The 25,290-nt window shown below is 71.6% G+C and carries 19 protein-coding genes; 3 read left to right on the top strand and 16 right to left on the bottom strand.

The features are described 5' to 3' along the window. Nucleotides 1-58 precede the first annotated feature (58 nt). The gene (locus tag IFU19_RS10790) at nt 59-2,218 is read right to left on the bottom strand and encodes a DEAD/DEAH box helicase (RefSeq protein ID WP_192013733.1); all 2,160 of its coding nucleotides are present in this window, start codon (nt 2,216-2,218) and stop codon (nt 59-61) included. Nucleotides 2,219-2,494: 276 nt separating this feature from the next. After that, nucleotides 2,495-4,969, bottom strand: a complete 2,475-nt coding sequence (locus tag IFU19_RS10785) for a heavy metal translocating P-type ATPase (protein WP_192013730.1) — start codon at nt 4,967-4,969, stop codon at nt 2,495-2,497. Between the two features lie 199 nt (nt 4,970-5,168). Between IFU19_RS10785 and IFU19_RS10780 the strand changes: the two genes are divergently transcribed. Then, on the top strand, nt 5,169-6,536 hold the full coding sequence (locus IFU19_RS10780; protein WP_192013728.1) for an MFS transporter: 1,368 nt from the start codon (nt 5,169-5,171) through the stop codon (nt 6,534-6,536). A gap of 99 nt (nt 6,537-6,635) precedes the next feature. On the opposite strand, the gene IFU19_RS10775 is transcribed toward IFU19_RS10780, so the two are convergent. The 5 genes from IFU19_RS10775 to IFU19_RS10755 form a co-directional block, all read right to left on the bottom strand. Next, a complete protein-coding gene (locus IFU19_RS10775; protein WP_192013726.1) occupies nt 6,636-7,580 on the bottom strand; it encodes a bifunctional riboflavin kinase/FAD synthetase in 945 nt (314 codons plus the stop codon). Then, nucleotides 7,577-7,996, bottom strand: a complete 420-nt coding sequence (locus tag IFU19_RS10770) for a hypothetical protein (RefSeq protein WP_055936972.1) — start codon at nt 7,994-7,996, stop codon at nt 7,577-7,579. Before IFU19_RS10770 ends, IFU19_RS10775 begins: the two co-directional genes overlap by 4 nt. 204 nt (nt 7,997-8,200) lie before the next feature. Beyond that, nucleotides 8,201-8,569, bottom strand: a complete 369-nt coding sequence (locus tag IFU19_RS10765; protein ID WP_055834974.1) for a hypothetical protein — start codon at nt 8,567-8,569, stop codon at nt 8,201-8,203. Beyond that, on the bottom strand, nt 8,566-9,459 hold the full coding sequence (gene truB / locus IFU19_RS10760; protein ID WP_192013724.1) for a tRNA pseudouridine(55) synthase TruB: 894 nt from the start codon (nt 9,457-9,459) through the stop codon (nt 8,566-8,568). Before truB ends, IFU19_RS10765 begins: the two co-directional genes overlap by 4 nt. After that, a complete protein-coding gene (locus tag IFU19_RS10755; RefSeq protein ID WP_192013722.1) occupies nt 9,459-9,962 on the bottom strand; it encodes a hypothetical protein in 504 nt (167 codons plus the stop codon). Before IFU19_RS10755 ends, truB begins: the two co-directional genes overlap by 1 nt. Before the next feature lie 194 nt (nt 9,963-10,156). On the opposite strand from IFU19_RS10755, the gene IFU19_RS10750 reads away from it, so the two are divergent. Continuing rightward, entirely contained in the window at nt 10,157-11,035 is an 879-nt protein-coding gene (locus IFU19_RS10750; RefSeq protein ID WP_192013720.1) for an A/G-specific adenine glycosylase, read from the top strand. 92 nt (nt 11,036-11,127) lie between these two features. Here IFU19_RS10750 and rbfA read toward each other — a convergent pair whose 3' ends face one another. From rbfA to IFU19_RS10715, 7 genes are all read right to left on the bottom strand, one after another. After that, nucleotides 11,128-11,631, bottom strand: a complete 504-nt coding sequence (gene rbfA / locus IFU19_RS10745; RefSeq protein WP_192013717.1) for a 30S ribosome-binding factor RbfA — start codon at nt 11,629-11,631, stop codon at nt 11,128-11,130. Between the two features lie 217 nt (nt 11,632-11,848). Beyond that, on the bottom strand, nt 11,849-14,659 hold the full coding sequence (infB, locus tag IFU19_RS10740) for a translation initiation factor IF-2 (protein WP_191915314.1): 2,811 nt from the start codon (nt 14,657-14,659) through the stop codon (nt 11,849-11,851). A 93-nt stretch (nt 14,660-14,752) separates the two neighbouring features. Continuing rightward, complete coding sequence (locus tag IFU19_RS10735; RefSeq protein ID WP_082509308.1) at nt 14,753-15,004, bottom strand: YlxR family protein; 252 nt, start codon at nt 15,002-15,004, stop codon at nt 14,753-14,755. A gap of 33 nt (nt 15,005-15,037) precedes the next feature. Then, nucleotides 15,038-16,027, bottom strand: a complete 990-nt coding sequence (gene nusA, locus IFU19_RS10730) for a transcription termination factor NusA (RefSeq protein WP_055834956.1) — start codon at nt 16,025-16,027, stop codon at nt 15,038-15,040. Nucleotides 16,028-16,283: 256 nt separating this feature from the next. Beyond that, entirely contained in the window at nt 16,284-16,886 is a 603-nt protein-coding gene (locus IFU19_RS10725; RefSeq protein ID WP_055834953.1) for an HD domain-containing protein, read from the bottom strand. Nucleotides 16,887-17,084: 198 nt separating this feature from the next. Then, nucleotides 17,085-19,580: a glycogen/starch/alpha-glucan family phosphorylase gene (locus IFU19_RS10720; RefSeq protein WP_192013715.1), complete on the bottom strand. Its 2,496-nt coding sequence runs from the start codon at nt 19,578-19,580 to the stop codon at nt 17,085-17,087. 113 nt (nt 19,581-19,693) lie between these two features. Beyond that, nucleotides 19,694-21,532, bottom strand: coding sequence for a lipase family protein (locus IFU19_RS10715; protein WP_192013713.1), 1,839 nt, complete (start codon nt 21,530-21,532; stop codon nt 19,694-19,696). A gap of 193 nt (nt 21,533-21,725) precedes the next feature. Between IFU19_RS10715 and IFU19_RS17055 the strand changes: the two genes are divergently transcribed. After that, nucleotides 21,726-22,535, top strand: coding sequence for a DUF1206 domain-containing protein (locus tag IFU19_RS17055; RefSeq protein ID WP_192013711.1), 810 nt, complete (start codon nt 21,726-21,728; stop codon nt 22,533-22,535). Nucleotides 22,536-22,538: 3 nt separating this feature from the next. Here the strand turns inward: IFU19_RS17055 and IFU19_RS10705 are convergent, their stop codons facing one another. Both IFU19_RS10705 and IFU19_RS10700 read right to left on the bottom strand, forming a co-directional pair. Then, on the bottom strand, nt 22,539-23,342 hold the full coding sequence (locus IFU19_RS10705) for an aldo/keto reductase (protein WP_192013795.1): 804 nt from the start codon (nt 23,340-23,342) through the stop codon (nt 22,539-22,541). A gap of 117 nt (nt 23,343-23,459) precedes the next feature. After that, entirely contained in the window at nt 23,460-25,256 is a 1,797-nt protein-coding gene (locus IFU19_RS10700) for a proline--tRNA ligase (RefSeq protein WP_192013709.1), read from the bottom strand. Nucleotides 25,257-25,290 lie beyond the last annotated feature (34 nt).

Below are 25,290 nucleotides of genomic sequence, written 5' to 3'. Positions count from 1 at the left end.
GAGCACCGCGCACGAACGCCCCGAGGCCGAAGCCCCGGGGCGTGCGTGAAGCGACGGCTCAGGCCGCGCCGAGCGCCTGACGCAGCAGGTGCATGAGCGCCGAGAGCTGCACGGAATCGCTGGAGCCGGCCTCGACCGACTGCCCGTCGAGGGCGCGCTGGGCGAGTCCCTCCTTCGAGTCGATGAGCTCGGCGATCTTCGTGTCGATCGTGTGCGCGGCGATGATGCGCCACGCGGTCACGGGCTCGCCCTGACCGATGCGGTGCACGCGGTCGATCGCCTGCGTCTGCTCGGCCGCGGTCCACGACAGCTCCGCGAGCACGACGTTGGACGCCGCCTGCATGTTCAAGCCGACGCCGGCGGCGGTGAGCGAACACACCGCGATGCCGACGCTCGGGTCGGTGTTGAAGGCGTCGATCGCGGCCTGGCGAGCCGTCGATGTCTGCTCCCCGCGCACCGACACGGCTTTGAGCCCGGATGCCTTGAAGTGGGCCTCGGCGGCATCCATCACGTCGATGTGCTTGGCGAAGAACACCACCTTGCCCACCGAGCGCTGCAGCTGCACGGCGTAGTCGGCCGCGAGGTGCGCCTTGGCCTGACCGATGCGGCGGACCATCGTGAAGACGTTCTCGCTGCCGGAACCGGCGGCCTTGGCCTCTTCGAGCTCGCCGTGGGCGACGAGGCGCACGATGTCGTCGTCGATCTCGCCGGCGGCGAGTCCGCGATCGCCGCGGGCCTCGATGATGCGGCGGTACTTCGCCGCGAGGCGGGCACCGAGCTCGCGCTCGGCCTGGCGTATCGAGCGACCGAATTCGTCGTCGAGCTCGACGGGCAGATCGGCCACGAGCTTGTCGGGCAGGTCGGCGGCGACGTCTTTCTTCTTGCGCCGCACGATGCCCATCGAGATGACGGCCTCACGCGCTTCGGGGTAGAACGCCTTGTCGGCGGGCGTCAGGCCCGTGGCATCCAGCTTCTCCATGAGCTGGGGACCGGGCTTCTCGCCGTTGGTCCAGCCGAGGAACCGCCAGATCGCGTCGAAGTCCTCGACGTCGTTGATCAGCGGCGTGCCCGTGAGGGCGAGCATGAGCGGGTCCCGCGTCTGCTGGCGGACGCGCGAGGCCAGGGCCAGCACGTTCTGCGAGCGCTGCGACGTGAGGTTCTTGATGAAGTGCGCCTCGTCGACGACGATGCCCTTCAGGCCGATCGACGACAGCCACGACAGGTGACGGTCGAGGATCTCGTAGTTGACGATGAAGACGTCGGCGAAGGCGTCGATGTCGGCTCCACCGCCCGAGATGACGGTGGCCCGACGCTGCGGAGTCCAGCGCTGCACCTCGCGGGCCCAGTTCATCTTGACGACGTTGGGCACCACGACGAGCAGCGGGTACGCGTCGGCGACCGAGGCCGCGAGCACCGACTCGGCCGTCTTGCCGAGGCCGGGCTCGTCGGCGAGCAGGAAGGAGCGGTGCCCCTCGCGCACGGCTTCGAGGAAGCGCGACTGGTGCGGCATGACCTCGAGTCCGCGCGGCGAGAGCCGGTCGAACTCGGGCACGGGCGGGAGGTCCATGCTGGCGGCCGAGCCACCGGCGCCGATCTCGAACGCCTTGTACAGCGGGCCCATGAGCTCCCAGCCGTCGAGGCGGCGCCGCGGGGCGTCGCCGGTCGCGCGGGGGGTGAGGTCGGGGGCGAGGAACGGGTTCGCCATCTGGCGCGCCTCGATGGATGCCGGCACCACCTGCTTCTCGGCGAGAGCCGCCGAGACCATCGGCGTCACCTGCGGGGCGGTGTCGGTGATGATCAGCTCGTCGGGCGGCAGCTCGGCGCCCGACTCGATCAGCCAGTCGCGGCGCATGCGCCGGGCGACCGGCGAGGTGGTCTGGTCGACCTCGAGCAGCTGGATCAGCGAGGTGTCGCGCGCGGCGGTCTTGGCGAGGATCGTCGCCACTCCGTCGAGCCGCTTGAGCAGCTCGGCGCGCGCGGCGTCGGTGATCTCGGTGTCGGCCTTGACCCGGGCGCGCTCTTCGCGCACCAGGAACGCGATGACCTGGAACTTGATGCGATTGGTCGGCCCCAGCTTTCCGCGCTGGGCCTTGGCCTCGATCTCGCGCACCTTGCGGGCGAGGATCGGGATGACGGGGGCTTCTTCGTCGCGTCGGGATGACGTGGTCTTCCTGCGCCGCTGGCTCGAGCCTCGGGCGGCGGTTGCCGTGGTCGGCATGCTCCTCCTGAGCGTGTCGTCCGGATGACAGTCCGGAGCGTCCGGCGAATGCCGGTGGATCAGTGACCCCGGGAATCGTCGCGCGAACCGCCGCCGAAGAGGCGGTGTCGGCGACCCGCAACGCATCTACGGCCGGAACGGCTCGCGAGAAAGCGGATGACGAGGTCATCGATATTCTAGCGGTCCCGACCCCCTCGTCGCGTGAGGTGCCGATATTCGTCGCCTCGGAGCCCGCTGAAGCGACGAATACTGGCACCTCACGCGAGTGGCCTCGGGTCAGGACGCGCGGCGCAGACGCAGGCTGTTGAGCACCACGAAGACGCTCGAGAACGCCATCGCCGCCCCGGCGAGCATGGGGTTGAGCAGCCCGAGTGCGGCGAGCGGCAGAGCGGCGACGTTGTACGCGAACGCCCAGAACAGGTTGCCGCGGATCACGCGCATCGTGCGACGGCTGAGCGCGACGGCGGTGACGATCCCGCGCGGGTCGTCGCGCATGAGGGCGACGTCGCTGGCGTGCAGCGCGGCATCCGTTCCCCCACCCATCGCGATCCCCAGATCGGCGGATGCCAGGGCGGCGGCGTCGTTGACCCCGTCACCGACCATGGCGACGGTGCGTCCCTCGGCCTGCAGCGCCGCGATCTCGGCGACCTTGCCCTCGGGAAGCACCCCGGCGCGGACGCGTTCGATGCCGAGCTCCGCGGCGACCGCGCGCGCGATGTGCGGGTTGTCGCCGGTGAGCAGCACCGGTTCCAGACCCATCCGGCGCAACTCGGCGACGGCCTCGGCGCTCTCGGGGCGCACGGTGTCGGCGACCTCGATCACGGCGCGGGCGTGCACGACGCCCAGATCGTCGGGCCATCCGGCCACGACCACCGTTCCGCGCTGCTCGCCCGCCTCGACCGCCGCGGCGAGCGCCGGCGGCAGCGCGGCACCGAGGTCGGCGGCCAGCGCGGGACGCCCGGCGAATACGCGCACCCCGTCGACGACGCCGACGATCCCCCGACCGGGGAGCGCCTCGAGGTCGCCGGCGACGGGTCCGTCACCGGCGGCCGCCACGATCGCGTGGGCGACGGGGTGCTCCGACCCGCGCTCGACCGCCGCGATGCGCCGCAGGGCGTCGGCGGCATCCCCTCCGTCGACGACCGTGACGGTCGTGACGCTCATGCGGCCCGAGGTCAGGGTGCCGGTCTTGTCGAGAACGATCGTGTCGATGCGCTCGGCCGATTCCAGTGCCGCCGGACCCGTGACCAGGATGCCGAGCTGCGCGCCCCTCCCCGTGCCGACGAGGATGGCGATCGGGGTCGCCAGACCCAGCGCGCACGGGCAGGCGATGATGAGCACGGCCACGGCCGCGGTGAATCCGGCGGCGACCGGCTGGCCGGCGACGAGCCACGCCACGAGGGTGAGCACCGCGAGCACGATGACCACGGGCACGAAGACGCCCGAGATGCGGTCGGCGAGGCGCTGCACGCGGCTCTTGCCGAGCTGGGCGTCTTCGACGAGGCGCGCGATGCGGGCGAGGCGCGTCTGCTCGCCGACACCCGTCGCGCGGACGACCAGGCGACCGCCCGCCGCGATCGTGCCGCCGGTGACCCGCGACCCGGGCCCGACCTCGACGGGAACCGACTCGCCGGTCAGCATGCTCTCGTCGACCGAGGCGCGCCCCTCGAGCACCTCTCCGTCGGTGGCGACGGTGGCGCCCGGGCGCACGACGAACTCGTCGCCCACGGCGAGCGCGTCGACGTCGATGCGGCGGCCGTCGGCCAGCTCGGCCTCGCGGGCGCCCAGGTCGAGCAGAGCGCGGAGCGCCGCCCCGGCGCGACGCGTCGATCGTTGCTCGATCACACGACCCAGCAGCAGGAACACCGTCACGGCCGCGGCGACTTCGAAGTAGACGACCGAGGTGGAGTCGTGCACGGGACCGAACAGCATCACCTCGTGCCGGATGCCGATGCGCCCGGCCGTCCCGAACACGAGCGCCCACACGCTCCACAGGTAGGCCGCGAACGTGCCCAGGGTGATGAGCGTGTCCATCGTCGCCGCGCCGTGGCGCGCGTTGCGCAGGGTCGCGCGGTGGAAGGGCCACCCGCCCCAGAGCACGATCGGGGTGGCGAGCACGAGCGAGACCCACTGCCAGGCGGGGAACTGCCACGCGGGCACCATTCCGAGCGCGACGACCGGAACCGCCAGGCCGAGCGAGACCCAGAGGCGCACGCGCAGGGGCGTGGTTCCGGGGGCGTCGGCGTGGTCGTGGGCGTGAGCGCCGGGGGCGCCGGGGTCGCCGGGGTCGTGCGCGTGATCGTGGTCGCCGTGCGCGTCGGGGCCGGCGTGGTCGTGCGTGCGAGCGTCGGGTCCGGCGGCGGCGTCGTCGCGGGCGGTCTCGACCTCGACAGGAGTCGACGCCGCGCGACCGTGCGGCGCGACGATGTCACGACCGGTGACGGCGTCGATCTCTCCCCCCGGGGCGGGCACGGCGACCGCCGCGACGGGGGCGGGCGCTGCCGTCGCGCCGCGCGCGCGCACCCGGGCGTCGTACCCGGCCGCCCGTACGGCGTCGACCAGCGCGGCGGGGTCGAGCTCGGCCGGGTAGCGCACGCGCGCGGTCTCGGTCGCGAGATTCACCGCCGCCTCGACGCCGTCGACGCGGTGCAGGCGCTTCTCGACGCGTGCGACGCAGCTCGCGCACGTCATGCCTTCGATGTCGAGCACCGCCTCGGCGGCGGGTGCGGTGGCATCCGTGTTCTCGCGCATGGCTCCTCCTCGTGTCCCCCGGGACAACACGATACCCCCTGGGGGTATTCCGTGGGCTCGCCCAAACACGGTGCGGCGGTCCGCCGCGCACCCCGCGCCCCGCCGCGCGCCGGCTCTGCTGCACGAGGCTCCCTCCCCCGGCCGCCCGTCCCGCGGCCGAACCGGACCCGCCCCCGTCGCGCGACCCTACGCTGGAGCCATGGCCGAGCCGATGACACGCGAGCAGCGCACCGTTCTCGCGATCGCGGTCCTGGCCTCGTTCGTGTCGTTCCTCGACGGAACGGTCGTCAACGTCGCCCTCCCCGCGATCGCCGGTGAGCTGGGCGGGGGCTTGTCGACCCAGCAGTGGGTGGTCGACGCGTACCTGGTGACCCTCGGTGCGTTCATCCTCGTGGCGGGTTCGCTCAGTGACGTCTTCGGCCGCGTCGTCGTGCTGCGCGTCGGCCTGATCGGCTTCGGCATCACGTCGGTGGCGATCGCCGCGGCTCCCACGGCCGAGTTCCTCATCGTGGCGCGGGCCTTGCAGGGCGTGGCGGGGGCCCTGCTCGTGCCGAGCTCTCTCGCCCTCATCACCTCGACCTTCCGCGGACCCGCGCAGTCCCGCGCGATCGGCATCTGGACCGGGGCCACCACCGTCGCCATGATCGCGGGACCCCTGATCGGCGGCGTCTTCGTCGACACCCTGTCGTGGCGCCTGGTGTTCCTGGTCAACGTGCTGCCGATCGCGGTGACGATGTGGCTGCTCACCCGTCTGGGCCGGCGGGACCATCGTCGCCCCGGCGCCCGGGTCGACATCCTCGGCGCGGTGCTCTGCGCAACGGGTCTCGGCGGGGTCGTCTTCGCCCTCATCGAGCAGCCGAACCTCGGGTGGACCTCACCGGTGATCTGGATGCCGGGGGTGATCGGCGCCGCAGCCTTGGTCGGCTTCCTCGTGCGTCAGCGCGTGGCGCGCGATCCGATGATGCCGCTCGATCTGTTCCGCGCCCGCAACTTCTGGGCCGGGAACCTCGCCACCGCGTTCGTGTACGCGGCCCTGTCGCTGAACGGCTTCGTCGTGAGCGTCTACCTGCAGCAGGGCGCGGGCCTGCCCGCCACGCTCGCGGGTCTCGCGTCGCTGCCGAGCACGCTGCTCATGATCGCGCTGAGTTCCCGGATGGGCGCCCTCGCCGGACGCTTCGGACCGCGCCTGTTCATGACCCTGGGCCCGCTCGCGATGGCCGCCGGCTCGCTGCTACTGCTCACCGTGGGCGAGGACTTCGACTACTGGACGCAGGTGCTGCCCGGCATCGTGGTGTTCGGCCTGGGCCTGACCGCCACGATCTCACCCCTCACCGCCGCCGTGCTCGGCGCGATCGACACCGAGCGCTCGGGCATCGCCTCGGCGGTCAACAACGCGGTCTCCCGCGTCGCCGGTCTCCTCGCCATCGCGGGCGTGTCGGCGGTGGTGGGCGGCGCGCTCGATCTCGGCGGCTTCCACCGGGCGGCCATCGTCACCGCCTCACTGATGGTGCTGGGCGCCACGGCCGCGTTCCTCGGCATCCGCAATCACCTGTCGCGACAGGACTGACGGCCGGATCCGCTCGGCCGTGGGTGGCCGCGCGGCCTTACCCCGCACCCCGGGGCCACATCCGACGCTCACGCCCGCAGCGCGCCGCCCCCGGCCGCCTCACGCGAGGATCGCGCGCGTCCGTTCCACGTCGTCGGCCATCTGCACGAGCAGCGCGTCGATGCCATCGAACGCCGTCATCTCGCGCACCCGCTCGACGAACCGCACCTCGACGTGGTGTCCGTAGAGGTCGAGGTCGGTTTCGTCGAGCACGTACGCCTCGACCTGGCGGGAGTGCACGTCGTCGAACGTCGGGTTGGTGCCGACGCTGATCGCGGCGGGGTAGCTGATGCGCCGGCCGCCCTCGACGTCGACGAGCCATCCGGCGTAGACGCCGTCGGCGGGCACGAAGCCCTCGAGGTCGCTCGACAGGTTGGCCGTCGGATACCCCAGCTCGCGCCCGCGCTTCAGGCCGTGCACGACCTCGCCCCAGACCGACGGCGCACGGCCGAGCAGTCGAGCCGCGGTGGTCACGTCTCCGGCCGACAGTGTCTCGCGGATCCAGGTCGACGACACCCGTCGGTCGGCGTGCACCGCGCGCACGTCGTCCACGACGTCGACGCGGAAGCCGTGCTGGGCGCCCAGGCGCGTGAGCAGTGCGGGGTCACCCGCTCCCCCGGCACCGAAGCGGAAGTCGCTGCCGACCAGCACCGTCCGCGCTTGCAGGGCGTCCACGATGATGCGGCGGACGAACTCCTCGGCGGGAAGGGCGGCGAGCGCCTCGTCGAAGGTCAGCAACAGGGTGGCATCCACCCCCGCGCGCTCGAGCAACTCAAGCTTCTGGTGCGGACCGATCACGTCGGTCGGGCACAGATCGGGTCGCAGCACGCGGAGCGGGTTGCGGTCGAAGGTGACGGCGACGACGCGGGCGCCGTCGGACGCATCGACCCGCGCGCGATCGATGACGGCCCGGTGCCCGGTGTGCACGCCGTCGAACTTGCCGATCGCGACGACCGAGGGGCCGAACCCCGCCGGCACCTCCGCCGGATCGCGGAAGACGATCACGGTGCCATCCGGCGATGGCGCGTGAGCCACCACAGGCCGAGGAAGGGCAGGACGAGCGGGATGAAGAGGTAGCCGTAGCCGTACACCGACCACACCGTCGGGTGCTGGAACAGCGCCGGCAGCACGAGGCTGAGCGTCCCGACGACGAGCACGCCGACGAGTTCGAAGCCGATCGCGATCCAGGCGACGCGGTACCAGGCGGGCCGCGCCGAGAAGATGAGGGCGAGGGTGGCGAGGATGTACACGACCGCGGCGAGCGCCGACAGCGAGTACGCCAGCGGGGCGTCGTCGAACTCGCGCACGATCTGCACGAACGATCGGCCCGTGGCGGCGAGCGCCATGATGCCGTAGACGACGACGAGGACACGGCCGATGCCGGTCATCCCCCGGGAGCGGGTGGGAGTGGTGGATGCCATGACCCCACGATTCTAGTTCGCTCACGCCGCCGTCGAGCGGCGCTCCCCCGCCGCGGGCTGCTCGAGCCCGTCGAGGGCGTCGCGCCGCGCGGCCCCGCCGCCGGCGTGGATGCGCCCTGCGCGAGGTCGCCGAGCCCGTCGGGCACCCTGATGGCGCGATGCCTCGTGCGCGAGACGGCTCGGCCGGGTCGTCGGCGAAGGCGCTCAGGCGATCTGCACCGTCCAGATGACGTACATGCGCCACACCATGACCGCGACGGCGAGGGCGGCGACGCCCATGATCACGGTGCTCCAGCGGCTGCGCTCGATGAGCGCCCACGCGGCGCCGGCCACGGGGACGAGAGCCGCCGACACGAGGTAGGTCCAGAACTCGAGCAGACTGCCCGACGGCGGGTTTCCCGCGAACGGCGCGATGATCGCGACGACGATCTGCACGATGAGCAGCAGCTCGATGAGGGCGAGGGAGCCGACCGTGACGTCGCCCGGGCGGCGACCGGCGAGCCCCGCCACGACGGCGACGAGACCGGCGAGCACGGCGATGCCGACCTGCGCGAGGGTGAACCACAGGATCATCGGGCGGCCGCCGTCGGCATGTTCATGACGCTCTTCAGCTGCGCGCCGCGCTTCTCGACGACGCCGATCAGCTCTCCGTCGGGGTCGATGGCCGCGGCCACGGCTCCGGTGAGGCGCCCGCCGCCGTCGATGCGCTTGCCGTGTCGCAGGTCGCGGGCCTCGTCGGCGCCCACGGCCAACGCCCCCATGACGACGGCCGCGGCGGTCGCGGGGGGCACGAGCTCGTTCTCGGCGATGTCGTCGACGGGTGCCGCGACGGCGACGTCGAAGGAGCCGATCCGCGTGCGGCGCAGCATCGTCAGGTGCCCGCCCACCCCGAGGGCCGCACCCAGGTCGCGGGCGAGGGCGCGGATGTAGGTCCCGCTGGAGCAGTCGACGACGACGTCGAGCTCGATCGTCGCCTCACCCCGGCGGGTCTCTCGAACGGCGAAGCGCGACACCGTCACGCGCCGGGCCTTCAGCACGACCTCTTCCCCCGCGCGGGCCAGGTCGTAGGCGCGGCGCCCGTCCACCTTGATGGCCGACACCGTGCTCGGTACCTGCTCGATCTCGCCGGTCAGGTCGGCGATGCCCGCGGCGATGGCCGCGTCGGTCACGGCGGCCAGGGCCGTGGCATCCGCTCGGGCCGTCTCGATCCCGTCGGCGTCGTCGCTGTCGGTGGCGACACCCAGCAGGATGGTGGCCTCATAGGTCTTGTCGGCGCCCACGATGTAGGTCAGCAGGCGCGTCGCCCCCTCGACGCCCAGCACGAGAAGGCCGGTCGCCATCGGGTCGAGGGTGCCAGCGTGACCGATCTTGCGGGTGCCGAGCGCCTTGCGCGCCCGCGACACGACGTCATGGCTGGTGATGCCTCCCGGTTTGTCGACCAGGAGGATTCCGGGGCGCACCATCAGCAGAAGTCTCCGAAGACCTGCACGGGGTGGGCGGGGTCGGAGTTCTCGACGATGACGGATGCCGCAGCCTTCGGTCGCGCCGTGCGGAGGTAGTGCTTCTCGGCCTCGGGCAGTTCCGGACGGGGCGTGCCGATGGGCGGGTTGCTCTCGAGCCAGATCGAGAAGTTCCAGAGTCCGCGCACCTCGGAGGCGTGGAGGAAACGTCCGGAGACGACGAGCACCGCGTCGGCGGGGGCGACCTCGCCCGGCCCGAACGACTCGCCCGCTCGGAAGGGCGCGATCAGGCGCTCACGGGCGCGCGGCGCCCCGTCGGCGAGGGCCGCTCGGAAGACCGCCGTGCCCTCCTCGTCGACAGCCGCCGCGAACGCATCGGCGAAGGCGCCCGCCGCCGCGGCGTCGAGCCCGTCGACGGCGACGACGACGCGCCCCGCGCGGTTGTTCTGCCGCATCAGATCGCGCAGGCTCCGCGGCAATTCGGGGGCGGTGTTCTCGGACGACATGCCTCCAGCCTACGGTCGACCACCGACATCGCACCCCCGCCCGAGGCTCTCGCCCCCGGCGTATCCGGCTCGCGCGGGGCGAGAAACACGGATCCTCCCGAGACACGGCGCGACACCGCGTGTCTCGGCACGATCGGCGTTTCTCGCGACCTCCCCGCACGCTCCGCCCGCCCGCGGCGTTCTAGGCTGAACGGATGCCCGCACTCGCCGCCCCGCTCATCGAGTGGTACCGCGACGCGGCGCGCGATCTTCCGTGGCGCCGCGAGGGGTTCGGCGCGTGGGGCACGCTCGTCAGCGAGTTCATGCTGCAGCAGACCCCGGTCGCACGGGTGATCCCGCACCTCGACGCCTGGCTCACCCGATGGCCGACGCCCTCGGACCTGGCCGCTGCTCCCCCGGCCGACGCCGTGACGCAGTGGGCCAATCTCGGCTACCCGCGGCGGGCCCTGTGGCTGCACCGCGCGGCGGTCGAGATCCGCGATCGTCATGACGGTGTGGTTCCGCGCGACGTCGACGCGCTGCTGGCCCTCACCGGCATCGGTGACTACACGGCGCGCGCGGTCGCGGTCTTTGCGTACGGGGACCGGCATCCGGTCGTCGACACGAACACGCGGCGCGTCCTCGCCCGCGTCGTCGAGGGGCGCGCGCAGCCGGGATCCCCGAACAAGGCCGACCTGGCGCGGATGGATGCCGAGCTGCCCGACGACATCGTCGAGTCGGCCATCGTCAACGCGGCGGCGATGGAGCTGGGCGCGATCGTGTGCACGGCTCGGTCGCCGAGATGCGAGGTCTGCCCGCTGGCGGCGCAGTGCGCCTGGCGCGCGGCCGGATACCCCGAGTCGGAGGACCGCCGCCGACGTCAGGCGAAGTACGAGGGCAGCGACCGCCAGGCGCGCGGCGCCGTGCTGAGGGTGCTGCGCGAGGCCGCCCCCGCGCCCGTCGCCTTGTTCGCCGTCGTCCCCGACTGGCCCGACGCCGTTCAGCGCGACCGCGCGATCGACTCCCTCATCGCCGACGGCCTCGCCGAGGCATCGGACGGCCTCCTGCACCTGCCGGGCCACCCGGCATCCTGAGTCCCGCCCGGGAGCTCCGGCACGCCCGCGATACGAGAAACGGCCGGACGCCGGCCCCGAGGGGCGGCATCCGGCCGTGTCGTCGCGCGGGCTCAGGCCCGCGGGGCGTCGTCGTCGTCGGCGGCGTCGTCGTCGTCCGTGTCACTTTCGTCGAGCTCGTCTTCGTCGTCGGCGTCGTCTTCGCGCGGCTTGACGTACGGGTCGGCGTCGCCGGCGTACGTGGCCGCGGCGGCGAGACCCGCGACCGACTGGTCGCGCTCGCGCGCTTCGCGCAGCAGCGCCGAGATGTGGTCGGCGTTCTCGGGAATGGCGTCGAGGATGAACTCCAGCGACGGGGTGAGGCGCGTGTTGAGGTTCTTTCCCACCTCGCTGCGCAGCAGTCCGGTCGCCGACTTCAATGCCGCCGCGGTGTCGTTGCGGTGCGCTTCGTCGCCCATGACGGTGTAGAACACCGACGCGTGCTGCAGGTCGCCCGTGACGCGTACGTCGGTGATCGTCACGAAACCGAGCCGCGGGTCACGCAGCCCCTTCTCGAGACGTTCGGCGAGCACCACGCGGATCCGGTCCGCCACTCGTGCCTGTCGCTCTCCTGCCACTGCCTTCTCCTTTGTTTCACTACCGCCGCGAGTCGAGCGCCCCGTGGCTCATCCGCCGGGTGAGGTGGCGCCGTTCGCCGCTGCACCCAGCGTAGGCCGGAGGGGGTGTGCATTCTCCCGAGCATCGGGGTAGGGGCCCCGCTCTGCTCGGGGGAATGCACACCCCCGCAGGCCGAAGCGGGAGCCGCGCCGAACAGCGCGACCCCCGCCCCGTGGATCAGCCTCGCGGCTTCTCGATGAGTTCCGTCGTTTCGATCTCATCACCGATCTGGATGTCGTTGAACTTGCCGAGACCGATACCGGCCTCGAAGTCCGTACGCACCTCGGTGACGTCGTCCTTGAAGCGACGCAGCGACTCGATGGCCAGGCCGTCGGCCAGCACGACACCGTCGCGGATGACACGAGCCTTGGCGTTTCGCGTGATCGTTCCCGATCGCACGATGACACCGGCGATGTTGCCGAACTTCGAGGAGCGGAACACCTCGCGGATCTCGGCGACACCCGACTGCACTTCTTCGAACTCCGGCTTGAGCAGGCCCTTGAGCGACTGCTCGACATCGTCGATCGCGTTGTAGATGACCGAGTAGAACCGCACGTCGACACCCTCGCGGGCGGCACGCTCGCGGGCCTTCGTGTCGGGACGGACGTTGAAGCCGATCACGATCGCGTTGTCGATCGTGGCCAGGTTGATGTCCGACTCGGTGATCGCACCCACACCGCGGTGGATGATGCGCAGCTGGACGCTGTCGTCGACCTCGATCTTGAGCAGCGATTCCTCGAGCGCCTCGACGGCACCCGACACGTCACCCTTGATGATGAGGTTGAGCGACTCGACCTTGCCCTCTTCGAGAGCACGGGTGAAGTCCTCGAGCGAGATGCGCTTGCGGGCCTTGGCCAGCTGGGCGTTGCGCTCGGCGGCTTCACGCTTCTCGGCGATCTGACGCGCGGTGCGGTCTTCTTCGGTGACGATGAAGACGTCGCCGGCGCGGGGAACCGAGTTGAGGCCCTGCACCGAGACGGGGCGCGAGGGGTAGGCCTCGTCGACCGCGTCGCCGTTCTCGTCCATCATCGCGCGGACGCGGCCGTAAGCCGTTCCGGCGACGATCGCGTCTCCGACGCGCAGAGTTCCCGACTGGATGAGCACCGTGGCGATCGAGCCGCGGCCCTTGTCGAGCCTCGCTTCGATCGCGACACCGCGGGCCGCCTTATTCGGGTTGGCCGTGAGGTCCAGACCCGCGTCGGCGGTGAGCAACACGGCATCCAGCAGAGCCTGGATGTTGAGGTTCTCGCGAGCCGACACGTCGACGAACATGACGTCTCCGCCGTACTCCTCGGCGACCAGACCGTACTCGGTGAGCTGCTGGCGCACCTTGGCCGGGTTGGCGTCGGGCTTGTCGACCTTGTTGACCGCGACCACGATCGGCACGTTCGCCGCCTGGGCGTGGTTCAACGCCTCGACCGTCTGGGGCATGATGCCGTCGTCGGCCGCGACCACGAGGATCGCGATGTCGGTCACCTGCGCACCGCGGGCACGCATGGCGGTGAACGCCTCGTGACCCGGGGTGTCGATGAAGGTGATCGCGCGCTCGATGCCGTCGTGCTCGGTCCAGATCTGGTACGCACCGATGTGCTGCGTGATGCCGCCGGCCTCGCCCGCCACGACGTTGGTCTGGCGGATGGCGTCGAGCAGTCGCGTCTTACCGTGGTCGACGTGGCCCATGACGGTGACCACGGGAGGACGGATCTCGAGATCGTCCTCGCTCTCGGCTTCGAGCTCACCGTCGAGGTCGAGACCGAAGCCTTCGAGGAGCTCTTTGTCCTCGTCCTCGGGCGAGACCATCTGGATCTTGTAGCCGAGCTCGGCGCCGAGCACCTCGAAGGTGGCCTCGTCGAGCGACTCGGTCGCGGTGGCCATCTCGCCCAGGTTGAACAGGATGGTCACGAGCGTGCCGGGCTGCACGTTGTAGCCGCGCAGGGCCTCGAGCTTGTCCGCGAAGTCGGAGATCGATGCGCCGCGACGGAGGCGGATGATCTCGCCGTTGCCCTTCGAGACGTTGACGCCGCCGACGACCGGCGCCGACCGCATCTCGAATTCCTGCCGCTTCGCCCGACGCGACTTACGCTGCTTCGACTTGCCGCCGCCCTTACCGAAGGCACCTGCGGTACCACCGCCGGGACCACGGCCACGACCGCCACCACCGCCGGGACGACCGGCGAAACCGCCGCCGCCCGCACCGGGTGCGCCACCGGGACGCTGGAAGCCGCCACCGGCACCGCCGGGACGACCGGGGCCGCCGGGACGCTGCTGGAACGGGGCGCCCGGACGACCGGCACCGCCGGGACGACCGGCACCGCCGGGACGGGGAGCGCCGGGACGCGGGGCACCGGGACGCGGAGCCTGCGGGCGCGGGATGTTGCCGGGCGTCGGGCGCTGGCCCATGCCCTGCGCCGACGCGAACGGGTTGTTGCCCGGACGGGGACCGGCGGGACGCTGGCCCATGCCCTGGGCCGACGCGAACGGGTTGTTGCCCGGACGCGCGCCACCCGGACGCGGGGGCGAGCTCGGGCCGGGCTTGGGGGCACCGGGGGTCGCCGACGACGACGCCTCGGCGTCACCGGACGCGGGAGCTGCGGGAGCGGGGGTCGCCGCAGCCGGGGCGGAGGCCTCGGGAGCGGATGCCGCGGGGGTCGCCGCCGCGGGAGCGGCCTCGGCCGGAGCCGGGGCGGCGGGGGCTGCGGGCTTGGCGGGGCCCGGGGTCGGACCCGACGGGCGGGCGCCCGGGGTCGCTGCCGGACGAGCGGGGCCGGGACGGGCGCCGGGGCGCGCCGCAGCGGCGGCGGGCTTGGCATCCGAGGATCCGGAGGAGCTCTCGGCCGCGAGGGCGGCGCGGAGCTTACGAGCCACGGGGGGCTCGATGGTGGATGAGGGGCTCTTGACGAACTCGCCGAGCTCCTTCAGCTTCGCAAGCGCGACCTTGCTGTCGACGCCGAGCTCGGAAGCGATCTCGTGCACGCGTGGTTTTGCCACAATTCTCCTGTCTGAGGGCCTACCCCGGACAGGGCAGACCGTTACTTGCGGACGGGTCTCATTTCGAGCCGTTCACTTCGTGTCCATAGCCGTTCAGCCTTTTCGCTGGTGGTGTGATTCGAAGGTCTGCGTGTCAAGCGGGCTTGACACACGCAATGCTCGTACGAAGGCGCGACGCGCGAGAGCTTTTCTCACGCACGCGTCCGTCTCGTGCACCCACGCACCCCGGCCCGGCAGGACCGCCCGCTCGTCGGGGACGAGCTGAGATCCGTCGGCGACCACACGCAGAAGCGAGGATCGGGGGGCGCGTGCGCGGCATCCGACGCACGTTCGTACTGGTTCCATCGTACACCTCGCCGTCGCCGCAGCGACGGACGCTCAGTTGTCTTCGAGGATGCTGTCGGGCTGGATGTCGATCTTCGCGCCGGTCAGCTTGGCGGCCAGACGCGCGTTCTGCCCCTCTTTGCCGATCGCGAGCGACAGCTGGTAGTCGGGCACGAGCGCCCGGACGGCCTTGGTCGTGGCATCGAGGACGAAGCTCGACGTGACCTTGGCCGGCGACAGCGCGTTCGCGACGAAGCGCGGCAGCTCGGCGTCGTAGTCGATGATGTCGATCTTCTCGCCCGCGAGCTCTTCGGTGACGGCGCGCACGCGGCGGCCGAGCTCACCGATGCAGGCGCCCTTGGCGTTAACTGTCGGGTCGTTGGCCTTGACGGCGATCTTCGAGCGGTGACCGGCTTCGCGGGCCAGCGACACGATCTCGACCAGGCCCGCGGCGATCTCGGGCACCTCGAGGGCGAAGAGCTTGCGGACCAGGCCCGGGTGCGTGCGCGACACGGTGATCTGCGGCCCCTTGTTGCCCTTGGACACGCTCGTCACGTAGACGCGCAGACGCGAGCCGTGCGCGTAGGTCTCGCCGGGAACCTGCTCCTCGGGCGGGAGGATCGCCTCGACCGTTCCGAGGTCGACGTGCACCATGCGCGGGTTCGGGCCCTGCTGCACGACGCCGGCGACGATGTCGCCCTCTTTGCCGCGGAACTCCCCCAGCACCGCGTCGTCGGCGATGTCGCGCAGACGCTGGCTGATGACCTGCTTGGCGGCGAAGGCGGCGATGCGACCGAAGTCGTCGGAGGACTGCTCCTCTTCGCCGATGACGATGTCTTCGTCGTCGGTCACGGGCGTGAAGACGCCGACGTGTCCGGTCTTGCGATCGAGTTCGACGCGGGCGCCGGCGGGGATCTCGCCGGTGGGCGAGATGTGCTTGGCGTAGGCGGTCAGGATCGCCTGCTCGATGATGCGCGCGAGTTCATCGAAGGGGATCTCCTTCTCGCGTTCGATCGTCTTCAGAAGTGCGAGATCGATGTCCACAAGGGCCCTCCGTTATTCAGCTCTCGTCGACGCGACCGGCGCCGACAACCCCCCTACGATACCCGGGATGCCACCCGCCCCGCGACCCGGCGAGCGATTCGGCCGACGCCCGGGCTGCGCACGACTCCTGTGATCCGCCCACTGCCTCCCCGCCGACCCGCGGAATCTCGGTACCTCGACCCGCGCGACGTCGCGAAGCTCAGGAGTTCTGCACGGGAGGGCCGGTGGCGGGCAGCCCGACGCACGGGAGCCTGCGTCACAGGCGCTCGAGCGGGTTCGCGGCCAGCTTCGCGACCACTCCCCCCTCCGCCAGTCGGCGCGCCGCGGTGTCGGGCTTTCGCGCGGCCTGGTCGAGCACGCAGGCGCCGAACTCGGCGGCGAGCGTTCCCCGCGGATGGGCGCGGAGCACCTCGCGGCGGAAGTCCTCGGGCAGCGCGTCGGGGCGGGCGCCCGAGATGTCGAGCGCCGTCGCCGTCTCGAGCAGGTGGCCCTCGGCATCCATCGCCGGGTCGACGCTCGGCCAGTTGTGCCGCACGATCACCTCGAGCACGCGCTGGCGCCGCGCGGGCTCCCACCCCGCCCCCGTGGTCAGGGCGATGCCGACGTGGCCGCCCGCGTGCTCGTACGAGAGGGTGTGGTTGTCGTACTCGGCGACCGTGCCGACGTCGTGCAGCACGGCGGCGACGTACAGCAGCTCGTGGTCGATGCCGGTGATGCCGTCGACGCGCGCGAACGCCTCGGCCCACAGCCAGGAGCGCAGGGCGTGTGCGGTGATCGCGGGCGACTGGTACTGCGTCGCCAGTTCGAGAGCACCGCGCGCGGCGAGGGTGTCGGGCACGGGGATGTCGGCGATCTGCACGGGGCCTCCGGGGTCGGGTGAACCCTCACTCTTCCGCCGCGCGCCCGGCGCCGACAGACCCGCTCCGGTCAGCGACCGAAGGCATCCTGCCAGAGCGGGGCACCCCGCGGGGCCCCGAGCGGCACGCCGGTCGTGCGACGCGCGCTCGCCACGGAACGCGGATGCCGCGACCGAGGGGGCCGCGGCATCCGGAACCGCTCAGCTCACGGGCGACGCGTGCCAGATGCGCTCGAGGTAGTCGCGCATCGCGCGGTCCGACGAGAAGTACCCGCTGCGCGCGACGTTGAGGATCGCCGAGCGCACCCAGCCGTCCTGGTCGGCGTAGGCGGCGTCGACCCGCTCCTGCGCGTCGAGGTACGACGAGAAGTCGGCGAGGGCCATGAACCGGTCTTCGTACAGCAGGTTCGACACGAGCGGCTCGAACACCGTGCGGTCGCCGTCCGAGAACGCTCCCGAGGCGATGAGGTCGATGGCGCTGCGCAGCCGCTCGTCGCCCTGGTAGTGGTCGGCGGGGCGGTAGCCCTCGCTCCAGAGCGCCTCGACCTCGGGCTCGCTCATGCCGAAGAGGAAGAAGTTGTCGTCGCCGACCAGGCGGCGGATCTCGACGTTCGCTCCGTCGTCGGTGCCGATGGTGAGCGCTCCGTTGAGCGCGAGCTTCATGTTGCCCGTGCCCGAGGCCTCTTTGCCCGCGAGCGAGATCTGCTCCGACAGGTCGGCGGCGGGGATGATGCTCTCGGCCAACGTCACGTTGTAGTTCGCCGGGTACAGCAGCTGGAGCTTGCCCTCGACGCGCGGGTCGGCGCTGACGACCTCACCCACGGCGTTGATGAGGTGGATGATGCGCTTGGCCATGCCGTACCCGGGTGCGGCCTTCGCCCCGAACAGGAACGTGCGCGGCTGCACCTCGTCGATCGGCAGGCGCCCCGACACGATCCCCTCGTACGTGCTGACGATGTGCAGCACCTTCAGCGTCTGCCGCTTGTACTCGTGCAGGCGCTTGATCATCACGTCGAGCATGTGGGTGTCGTCGAGGGGCGCGTCACCGCGGGACTCGAGCACCCGCCCGAGGCGCCGCTTGTTGGCGAGCTTCACCGCGGCGAAGCGCTCGCGGAAGTCGCCGTCGTCGGCGAGGGCCTCGAGCCCCCGCAGCCGCTCGAGGTCGACCGTCCAGCCCGCGCCGAGGGCCTCGGTGATGAGGGCCGACAGGTCGGGGTTCGCCAGGCGCAGGAAGCGGCGCGGGGTCACGCCGTTCGTGACGTTGGTGAACTTGTCGGGCCACATCTGGGCGAAGTCCTTGAGCACGTTGTCGCGCAGCAGCTGCGAGTGCAGCTCGGCGACGCCGTTCACCTTGGAACCGGCGACGGTGGCGAGGTAGGCCATGCGCACGGAGCGGGTGGGGTGCTCGCCGATGATTGACATGTTGCGGATGAGCATCTCGTCGTCGCCGAAGCGCTCGCGCACCTCGAGCAGGAACTCGTCGTTGATGCGGTAGATGATCTCGAGGTGGCGGGGCAGCAGGCGGCCGAGCAGGTCGACCGGCCAGACCTCGAGCGCCTCGGGCAGCAGCGTGTGGCAGGTGTAGGCGAAGCACTTCTGCGTGATGGCCCAGGCGGCATCCCAGTCGAGCTTCTTCTCGTCGACGAGCACGCGCATGAGCTCGGGCACGCCGATGACGGGGTGGGTGTCGTTCAGCTGGAAGATGACGCGCTCGGGCAGTGCCTCGATGTCGAAGTCGTCGGGAAGCACGTTCTCGATGAAGTCGGCGATCGAGGCCGCGACGAAGAAGTACTGCTGCTGCAGGCGCAGCTCTTTACCCTGGGGCGTGGAGTCCTCGGGGTAGAGCACCTTCGAGATGTTCTCGGCGAACGTCTGCGCGCGCACCGACTCGACGTAGTCGCCCGAGTTGAAGGTGTGCAGGTCGAAGGCGTTGGTGGCCACCGCACGCCACAGGCGCAGGGTGTTGACGCGGCCGTTGTGATAGCCCGGGACCATCATGTTGTACGGCACCGCGAGCACGTTCCACTCGGGGACCCAGCGGGTGCGCTCGACGCCGTCGTCGTCGTACGTCTCGGTCGTGCCGGCGAACGAGACGGTCTGTGCGGCCTCGGGGTGCGGGAAGTCCCACGGCGAGCCCATGCGCAGCCACGCGTCGGGCTGCTCGATCTGCTGCCCGTCGGCGAACGCCTGACGGAAGATGCCGTACTCGTACCGGATGCCGTACCCGATGGTCGGCACGCTCATCGTCGCGAGCGAGTCGATGAAGCAGGCGGCCAGACGGCCCAGGCCGCCGTTGCCGAGGCCCGGCTCGATCTCGACCGCGCGCACGGCGTCGATGTCGATGCCGCACTGGGCGAGCGCCTCGGTGGCGATGTCGGTGAGGCGCGCCGCGAGCAGGTTGTTGTCGAGCTGACGGCCCAGCAGATACTCGGCCGAGAGGTAGCAGACGGTCTTCGCCTGCAGCTTCTTCTGCTGGGCGCGATCGTCGAACCAGCGCGCCATGAGGTAGTCGCGCACCGTGAACGCCAGCGCCAGGTACTGGTCGTTGACGTCGGACGCCGACAGGGTCACGCCCTGGTCGAAGTTCAGGTTCTGCAGGAACTGTTTCGTGAAGCCGTCGACCGAGGCTGCGGGCGCCACGACGGGCGCGATCGCGAGCGGGTGGGTGGGACGGAGCTCTGGTGTGTTCTCGGGCACCCTCCGACCGTAATCAGAACGACCCCGTCCTGCCAGGATTCACCGAGAACGACACATGATCTTCACCACCGCGCCGCACGACGACCGGGGTGCCGGATGCCGGATGCCGGCGGTCAGCGCAGACCGCACCCGTCGACGACCTGCGTCTTGCCTTCGATGAGGTTCTTCGTCCAGGTGTAGAGGACCGGCAGGAAGCGCGACTTCGGCAGGATGGGGCGCAGGTGGTCGTAGCCCGCGTACGTCGCCCACCGCACCGGCTGCCCCTCGGCGCAGAGCTTCTGCACGTAGTCGCGCTGCAGGCTCGGCGGGATGACCTCGTCGTCGGCTCCCCAGGCCACGAGCATCGGCGTGCCGAGCGGCTCGGTCATGGCGTTCTCGGCGAGTCGGCGTCCGAGGGCGCCGTCGGTGAGGTCGGCGTTGTACAGCGGGCGGTCCTCCGACACCCCGAGCGCCGTCAGCACCGAGACGACGACGCCCGGCTCGGTGGGGCATCGCTGGGTCATCTCGAGCACGATCGAGCGCGAGCCCTCGGCGATGTAGTCGTCGAGGTGCACGTCGGCGTAGGTCTGCGAGTACGGCACCAGCACCCACGAGGTGATCACCGAGAGCATCGCGTTCGGCGGTCCCGACAGCAGCTCGCGCGCCAGAGCGGGCGGGTCGGCGACGGGGGCGACCACGGCCGTGCCGAGCACGTCGATCCCGGGGGCGTAGTCCTCGGCGATCGCGGTGGTCCACAGCGCCGCGTGTCCGCCCTGCGAGTGGCCCCAGACCACCGTGTCGGGCGAGAGCGTCACGTCGGTGCGCAGCTCCGCCGTCGCCAGCACCGCGTCCAGCGACGAGCGCGCCTCGCCCCGGCCGATCAGGTAGGGGTAGGTGCCGGGTGCACCCTGGCCGGAGAAGTCCGAGGCGACGACCACCCAGCCGGCCTTCAGCGCCTGCTCGAGCGCCGGGATCGACCACCGGGTCGCCGAGGCGTCGCGCAGGCTCGGTGCGCACCCCTGGGCCACCCCCGTCGTGCCGTGGTTCCAGATGATGACGGGACGCGGTCCCGGGGGCGGGTCCTTGGGCATGATCACGAGGGCGCTCGCCACGGCGGGCCGGCTCACGGCATCCCTCGTCGTGTAGAGGATGCGCGTGACGTCGCCGTTCTGGGGAAGACGGCCGAGGTACGCGTCGGAGCGGATGAGACGGCCGTGACCGCTCGGCACCTCGGCCGGGGCGTCGTAGAAGGCGTCGACGACCGGGGCGCCGTCGTTGAGCCAGTCGTTCAGCCACCACCCGCCCGCGGCGGTCGCGACCAGCACGAGAGAGAGGGCGTAGCGGCCGGCGGCGGCCCAGCGCAGCCGCGTCCGGCGACGTCGAACGGCCCGCGGCGCGTCGAACGGCGTCCGCGGCGCGTGCGGACGACGGATGCCGCGGACTCCGCGGGCGAACACCCCCACGCCGAACACGATCGTGCGGACCCCGAACACCACCGCGAGCAGCAGGACCGTGACGTCGGGCCAGGTGAACGACAGCAGTCCGAGGGCGATCTGGGCGACACCCCAGGCCAACGACAGCACGCGGGCGCTGACCTCACCCGACGAGACGGCACGTCCCACCGACGCGAGCCCCCCGATGACGAGCAGCACCGCGAGCACGGGCGGCAGCAGTTCGAGGCTGCGCCCCAGCCAGACCAGGACAGCGACACCGGCGACGATCCAGGCGGCGGCCACCGACCGCGCCCACCATCCGGCGGGGCGCGCGACCAACTCGACGATGCCCATCACCACGGCACTGGCACCGACGTAGATGCCGAGCAGGACCAGCGAGGTGAGCGGCCGCGACACGATCAACGCCCCCAGCACCACCACGACGATCCCGACGATCAGCAGCACGCGCGGCGGGGCGTGGCGGGTGAGCACGGGGAGCGCATTCCACCGGCGCGGGCGCGGGCGGCGGGGAGCGGGCATCAGGCAATCCTAGGCAACGCGGCACCGCGCGAATCGGGCGAGGGGCGGGGCGCGGGGCTCGGGCCTCCGCGGACGCCGCGAGACGACGCGCGACGGGCGCGGCCACGCGGGCGAACGCACGGCGCCGCACACGACGCAAGGGACACGGCACACGCGATTACCGGATTCCCGCACCGCGGCATACGGTTCGTCCGTGCCGTCTTCCGCCCGAACAGCCGCGCGCGATGCCGAGGCCAACCCCGCCTTCCGCGTCGCGGCGCGCACGGGATACGTCGCCAACGGCATCCTGCACCTGCTCATCGGCGCCCTCGTGCTCGCCGTCGGCTTCGGGGCTGCCGAGGACACCGACCAGACCGGGGCATTCCGAGCCCTCGCGGCGGTGCCGCTCGGTGCCGTGGCCCTCTGGGCTCTGGCGATCGGACTCGTCGCCCTGGGCTGCTGGCACCTGCTGCAGGCCGTCGCTCCCCGTCACCTGTCGGGGTGGCGCCGCCTCGCGCGGATTGCGGCCGAGGCGCCGCAGGGCCTCGTCTTCGTCGTCATCGGGATCCTCTCGGCCTCGGTCGCGCTCGGCGCGCGCCCCCGCGCCGAGCAGGCCGCCGAAGACGCCAGCGCCGCCGTGCTGACCCTTCCCCTCGGCGGGCTGCTGCTGGGCACCACCGGAGTCGTCGTCGCGAGCGTCGGCATCGGCTTCGTGTGGATGGGACTGCGCCGCTCGTTCCACTCCAAGGTGCGCATCCCCGACGGACCGGCGGGCCACGCCCTCAGCGCGCTCGGGGTGGTGGGCTTCCTCGCCAAGGGCGTCGCGCTCGGGATCGTCGGGGTGCTGCTCGTCGTGGCCGCCGTGACCGTCGAGCCCGATACCGCGGGCGGCCTCGACGGCGCGGTGTCGGCGCTGATCGCGCTTCCCACCGGGCCGGTGCTGGCGTTCCTCGTGGGCCTGGGCTTCGTCGCCTACGGCGTGTTCACGGTGTTCCGTGCCCGCTACGCCCGGCTCGACGTCTGAGCGTCAGTCCAACGCGGGGTCGCGCCCGGTGCGCTCCCCCGTGTCGAGCGTGGCGATCGCCGCGTGGTCGTCGGCGTCGAGGGTGAAGTCGAAGACGTCGCCGTTCTCGCGCAGACGCGAGAGTGACACCGACTTGGGGAACACGACCAGGCCGCGGTCGAGGTGCCAGCGGACGACGACCTGGGCCGGAGTCTTGCCGTAGCGCTCGGCGATCCGCATCAGCACGGGCTCGTCGAGCAGTCCGCCGCGCGCCAGCGGCGCCCACGACTCGGTGACGATGCCGTGCGCGGAGTCCCAGTCGACGAGGCCGTTCTGCGGGAAGCGCGGGTGCAGTTCGACCTGGTTCACCGCGGGGAGCACGCCCGTCTCATCGCGCAGCCGCTCGAGGTGCGGGATGGCGAAGTTGCTGACGCCGATCGAGGTGGCCCGTCCCTCGTCGCGCAGGCGCAGCAGGGCGCGCCAGGTGTCGACGTAGCGGTCCGCGCTGGGGATGGGCCAGTGGATCAGGTACAGGTCGACCCGGTCGAGGCCCAGCCGTGCGCTGCTGGCGTCGAACGCGCGCAGCGTCTCATCGAACCCCTGGTCGTCGTTCCACACCTTGGTCGTGACGAACAGGTCGTCGCGGTCGAGCCCCGACGCGCGCAGTCCCTCGCCGACCTCGGTCTCGTTGCCGTAGAGCGCGGCCGTGTCGACGTGACGGTAGCCCGCGGCGAGCGCGCCGGCGACCAGGTCGGCGGTGACGTCGGCGGGCACCTTGTAGGTGCCGATGCCGAGCTGCGGGATCGTGGAACCGTCGGACAGCGACAGGCGGGGGCGGCGATCATGGCATCCACGCTACCGGCGCGCGCACCTACCGGGTCGGTCAAAGGCGGAACGGCACCCCGGTCGACTTCGCGTCGGCGGGGTGCCGTTCCGGCGGATCGATCAGCGGGTGAGCGCCGCCACCGCGTCGGCGACCGCGAGCGTCTCGCGCTCGCCCGTGCGGCGGTCCCACAGCTCGACCTGGCCCTCGGCGGCGCCGCGGCCGACGATGAGGATGCGCGGGATGCCGACGAGCTCGGCGTCGCCGAACTTGACGCCGGGCGAGACCTTGGGGCGGTCGTCGTAGAGCACGTCGCGCCCCGCGGCCTCGAGCTGGGCGGCGACCGACTCGGCGAGCTCGAACGCCGCCGAGTCGCGACCGGTGGCGACGACGTGCACGTCGAAGGGGGCGACCGACTCGGGCCAGATCAGGCCCTTCGCGTCGTTGTTGAGCTCGGCGATGATCGCGAGGATGCGGGTGACGCCGATGCCGTAAGAGCCCATCGTGACCGTGGCGAGCTTGCCGTTCTCGTCGAGCACCTTCAGGCCCAGGGCCTCGGCGTACTTGCGACCGAGCTGGAAGACGTGACCGATCTCCATGCCGCGCGCGAGCTCCACGGGGCCCGAGCCGTCGGGAGCGGGGTCTCCGGGGCGCACGGTCGACACCTCGACGAAGCCGTCGCCGACGAAGTCGCGGCCGGCGACGAGCGAGTGCACGTGCTTCTGGTCGACGTTGGCGCCGGTGATCCAGGCGGTGCCGTCGACGACGCGCGGGTCGAGGACGTACCGGATGCCGGTGGCCGATTCCTCGCCCAGCACGGCGCCCGTCGGCGACCAGGGGCCGATGTAGCCCTTGACCAGCAGGGGGTGCTTGGCGAAGTCTGCTTCGGTCGCGGCTTCGACCTCGGCGGGCGCGAAGGCGACCTCGACGCGCTTGTCGTCGACGTCGCGGTCGCCGGGAAGACCCACGACGACGAGCTCGCGCGTGCCGTCGAGGTGGGTGAGGGCCATCACGACGTTCTTCAGCGTGTGGGCGGCGGTCCACTCGGTGGCCCCGTCGGTCGCCGGGCCGGCGATGCCGGGGGCGGGTGCGTCGAGGTGGGCGTTGCTGTGGTCGACGAGGGTCGCGATGGTGGGGGTGTTCGGGGAGTCGAAGATCACGGCATCCGGGCGGCCCTCGATCGACAGCGACTCGGGCACGACCGTGGTGAACGCCTCGACGTTGGCCGCGTAGCCTCCGGCGGAGCGCACGAAGGTGTCTTCGCCGATGGGGGTCGGGTGCAGGAACTCCTCCGACTTCGAGCCGCCCATGGCACCGGCGTCAGCGGCGACGATGACGTACTCGAGGCCCAGGCGCGTGAAGATGCGCTCGTAGGCATCGCGCTGCGCCTGGTACGAGACGTCGAGTCCCGCATCGGTCGCGTCGAACGAGTACGCGTCCTTCATCGTGAACTCGCGGCCGCGCAGCAGGCCGGCGCGGGGGCGCGCCTCGTCACGGTACTTGTCCTGGATCTGGTAGAGCGTCAGCGGCAGGTCCTTGTACGAGGAGTACAGGTCCTTCACCAGCAGGGTGAACATCTCTTCGTGCGTGGGAGCGAGCAGGTAGTCGGCGCCCTTGCGGTCCTGCAGGCGGAACAGCGCGTCGCCGTACTCCTCCCACCGACCGGTCTGCTCGTACGGATCGCGGGGCAGGAGCGCCGGGAAGTGCACCTCGAAGGCACCGGCGTTCGCCATCTCCTCGCGCACGACCGCCTCGATCTTGGCCTTGACCTTCAGGCCCAGCGGCAGCCAGGCGAAGATGCCCGGGGCGTTGCGGCGGATGTAGCCGGCCCGCACGAGCAGGCGGTGGCTGGCCACCTCGGCATCGGAGGGGTCTTCACGGAGCGTGCGGAGGAAGAAGTTCGACAGACGGGTCACCACGAGAGTCGAGTCTAGGGCGGCGGGTGGGAGGTGG

Source organism: Microbacterium sp. CFBP 8794 (genome assembly GCF_014841235.1).
Lineage (GTDB): Bacteria > Actinomycetota > Actinomycetes > Actinomycetales > Microbacteriaceae > Microbacterium.
Note: the sequence above shows the minus strand (reverse complement) of the source record. Positions and strands in the feature narration are given on the sequence as shown.

Coding starts and splice junctions, on each gene's coding strand:
- IFU19_RS10790 (WP_192013733.1), bottom strand. CDS start 2,218: ATGCCGACCACGGCAACCGCCGCCCGAGGCTCGAGCCAGCGGCGCAGG.
- IFU19_RS10785 (WP_192013730.1), bottom strand. CDS start 4,969: ATGCGCGAGAACACGGATGCCACCGCACCCGCCGCCGAGGCGGTGCTC.
- IFU19_RS10780 (WP_192013728.1), top strand. CDS start 5,169: ATGGCCGAGCCGATGACACGCGAGCAGCGCACCGTTCTCGCGATCGCG.
- IFU19_RS10770 (WP_055936972.1), bottom strand. CDS start 7,996: ATGGCATCCACCACTCCCACCCGCTCCCGGGGGATGACCGGCATCGGC.
- IFU19_RS10765 (WP_055834974.1), bottom strand. CDS start 8,569: ATGATCCTGTGGTTCACCCTCGCGCAGGTCGGCATCGCCGTGCTCGCC.
- truB (WP_192013724.1), bottom strand. CDS start 9,459: ATGGTGCGCCCCGGAATCCTCCTGGTCGACAAACCGGGAGGCATCACC.
- IFU19_RS10755 (WP_192013722.1), bottom strand. CDS start 9,962: ATGTCGTCCGAGAACACCGCCCCCGAATTGCCGCGGAGCCTGCGCGAT.
- IFU19_RS10750 (WP_192013720.1), top strand. CDS start 10,157: ATGCCCGCACTCGCCGCCCCGCTCATCGAGTGGTACCGCGACGCGGCG.
- IFU19_RS10735 (WP_082509308.1), bottom strand. CDS start 15,004: ATGGAACCAGTACGAACGTGCGTCGGATGCCGCGCACGCGCCCCCCGA.
- IFU19_RS10715 (WP_192013713.1), bottom strand. CDS start 21,532: ATGCCCGCTCCCCGCCGCCCGCGCCCGCGCCGGTGGAATGCGCTCCCC.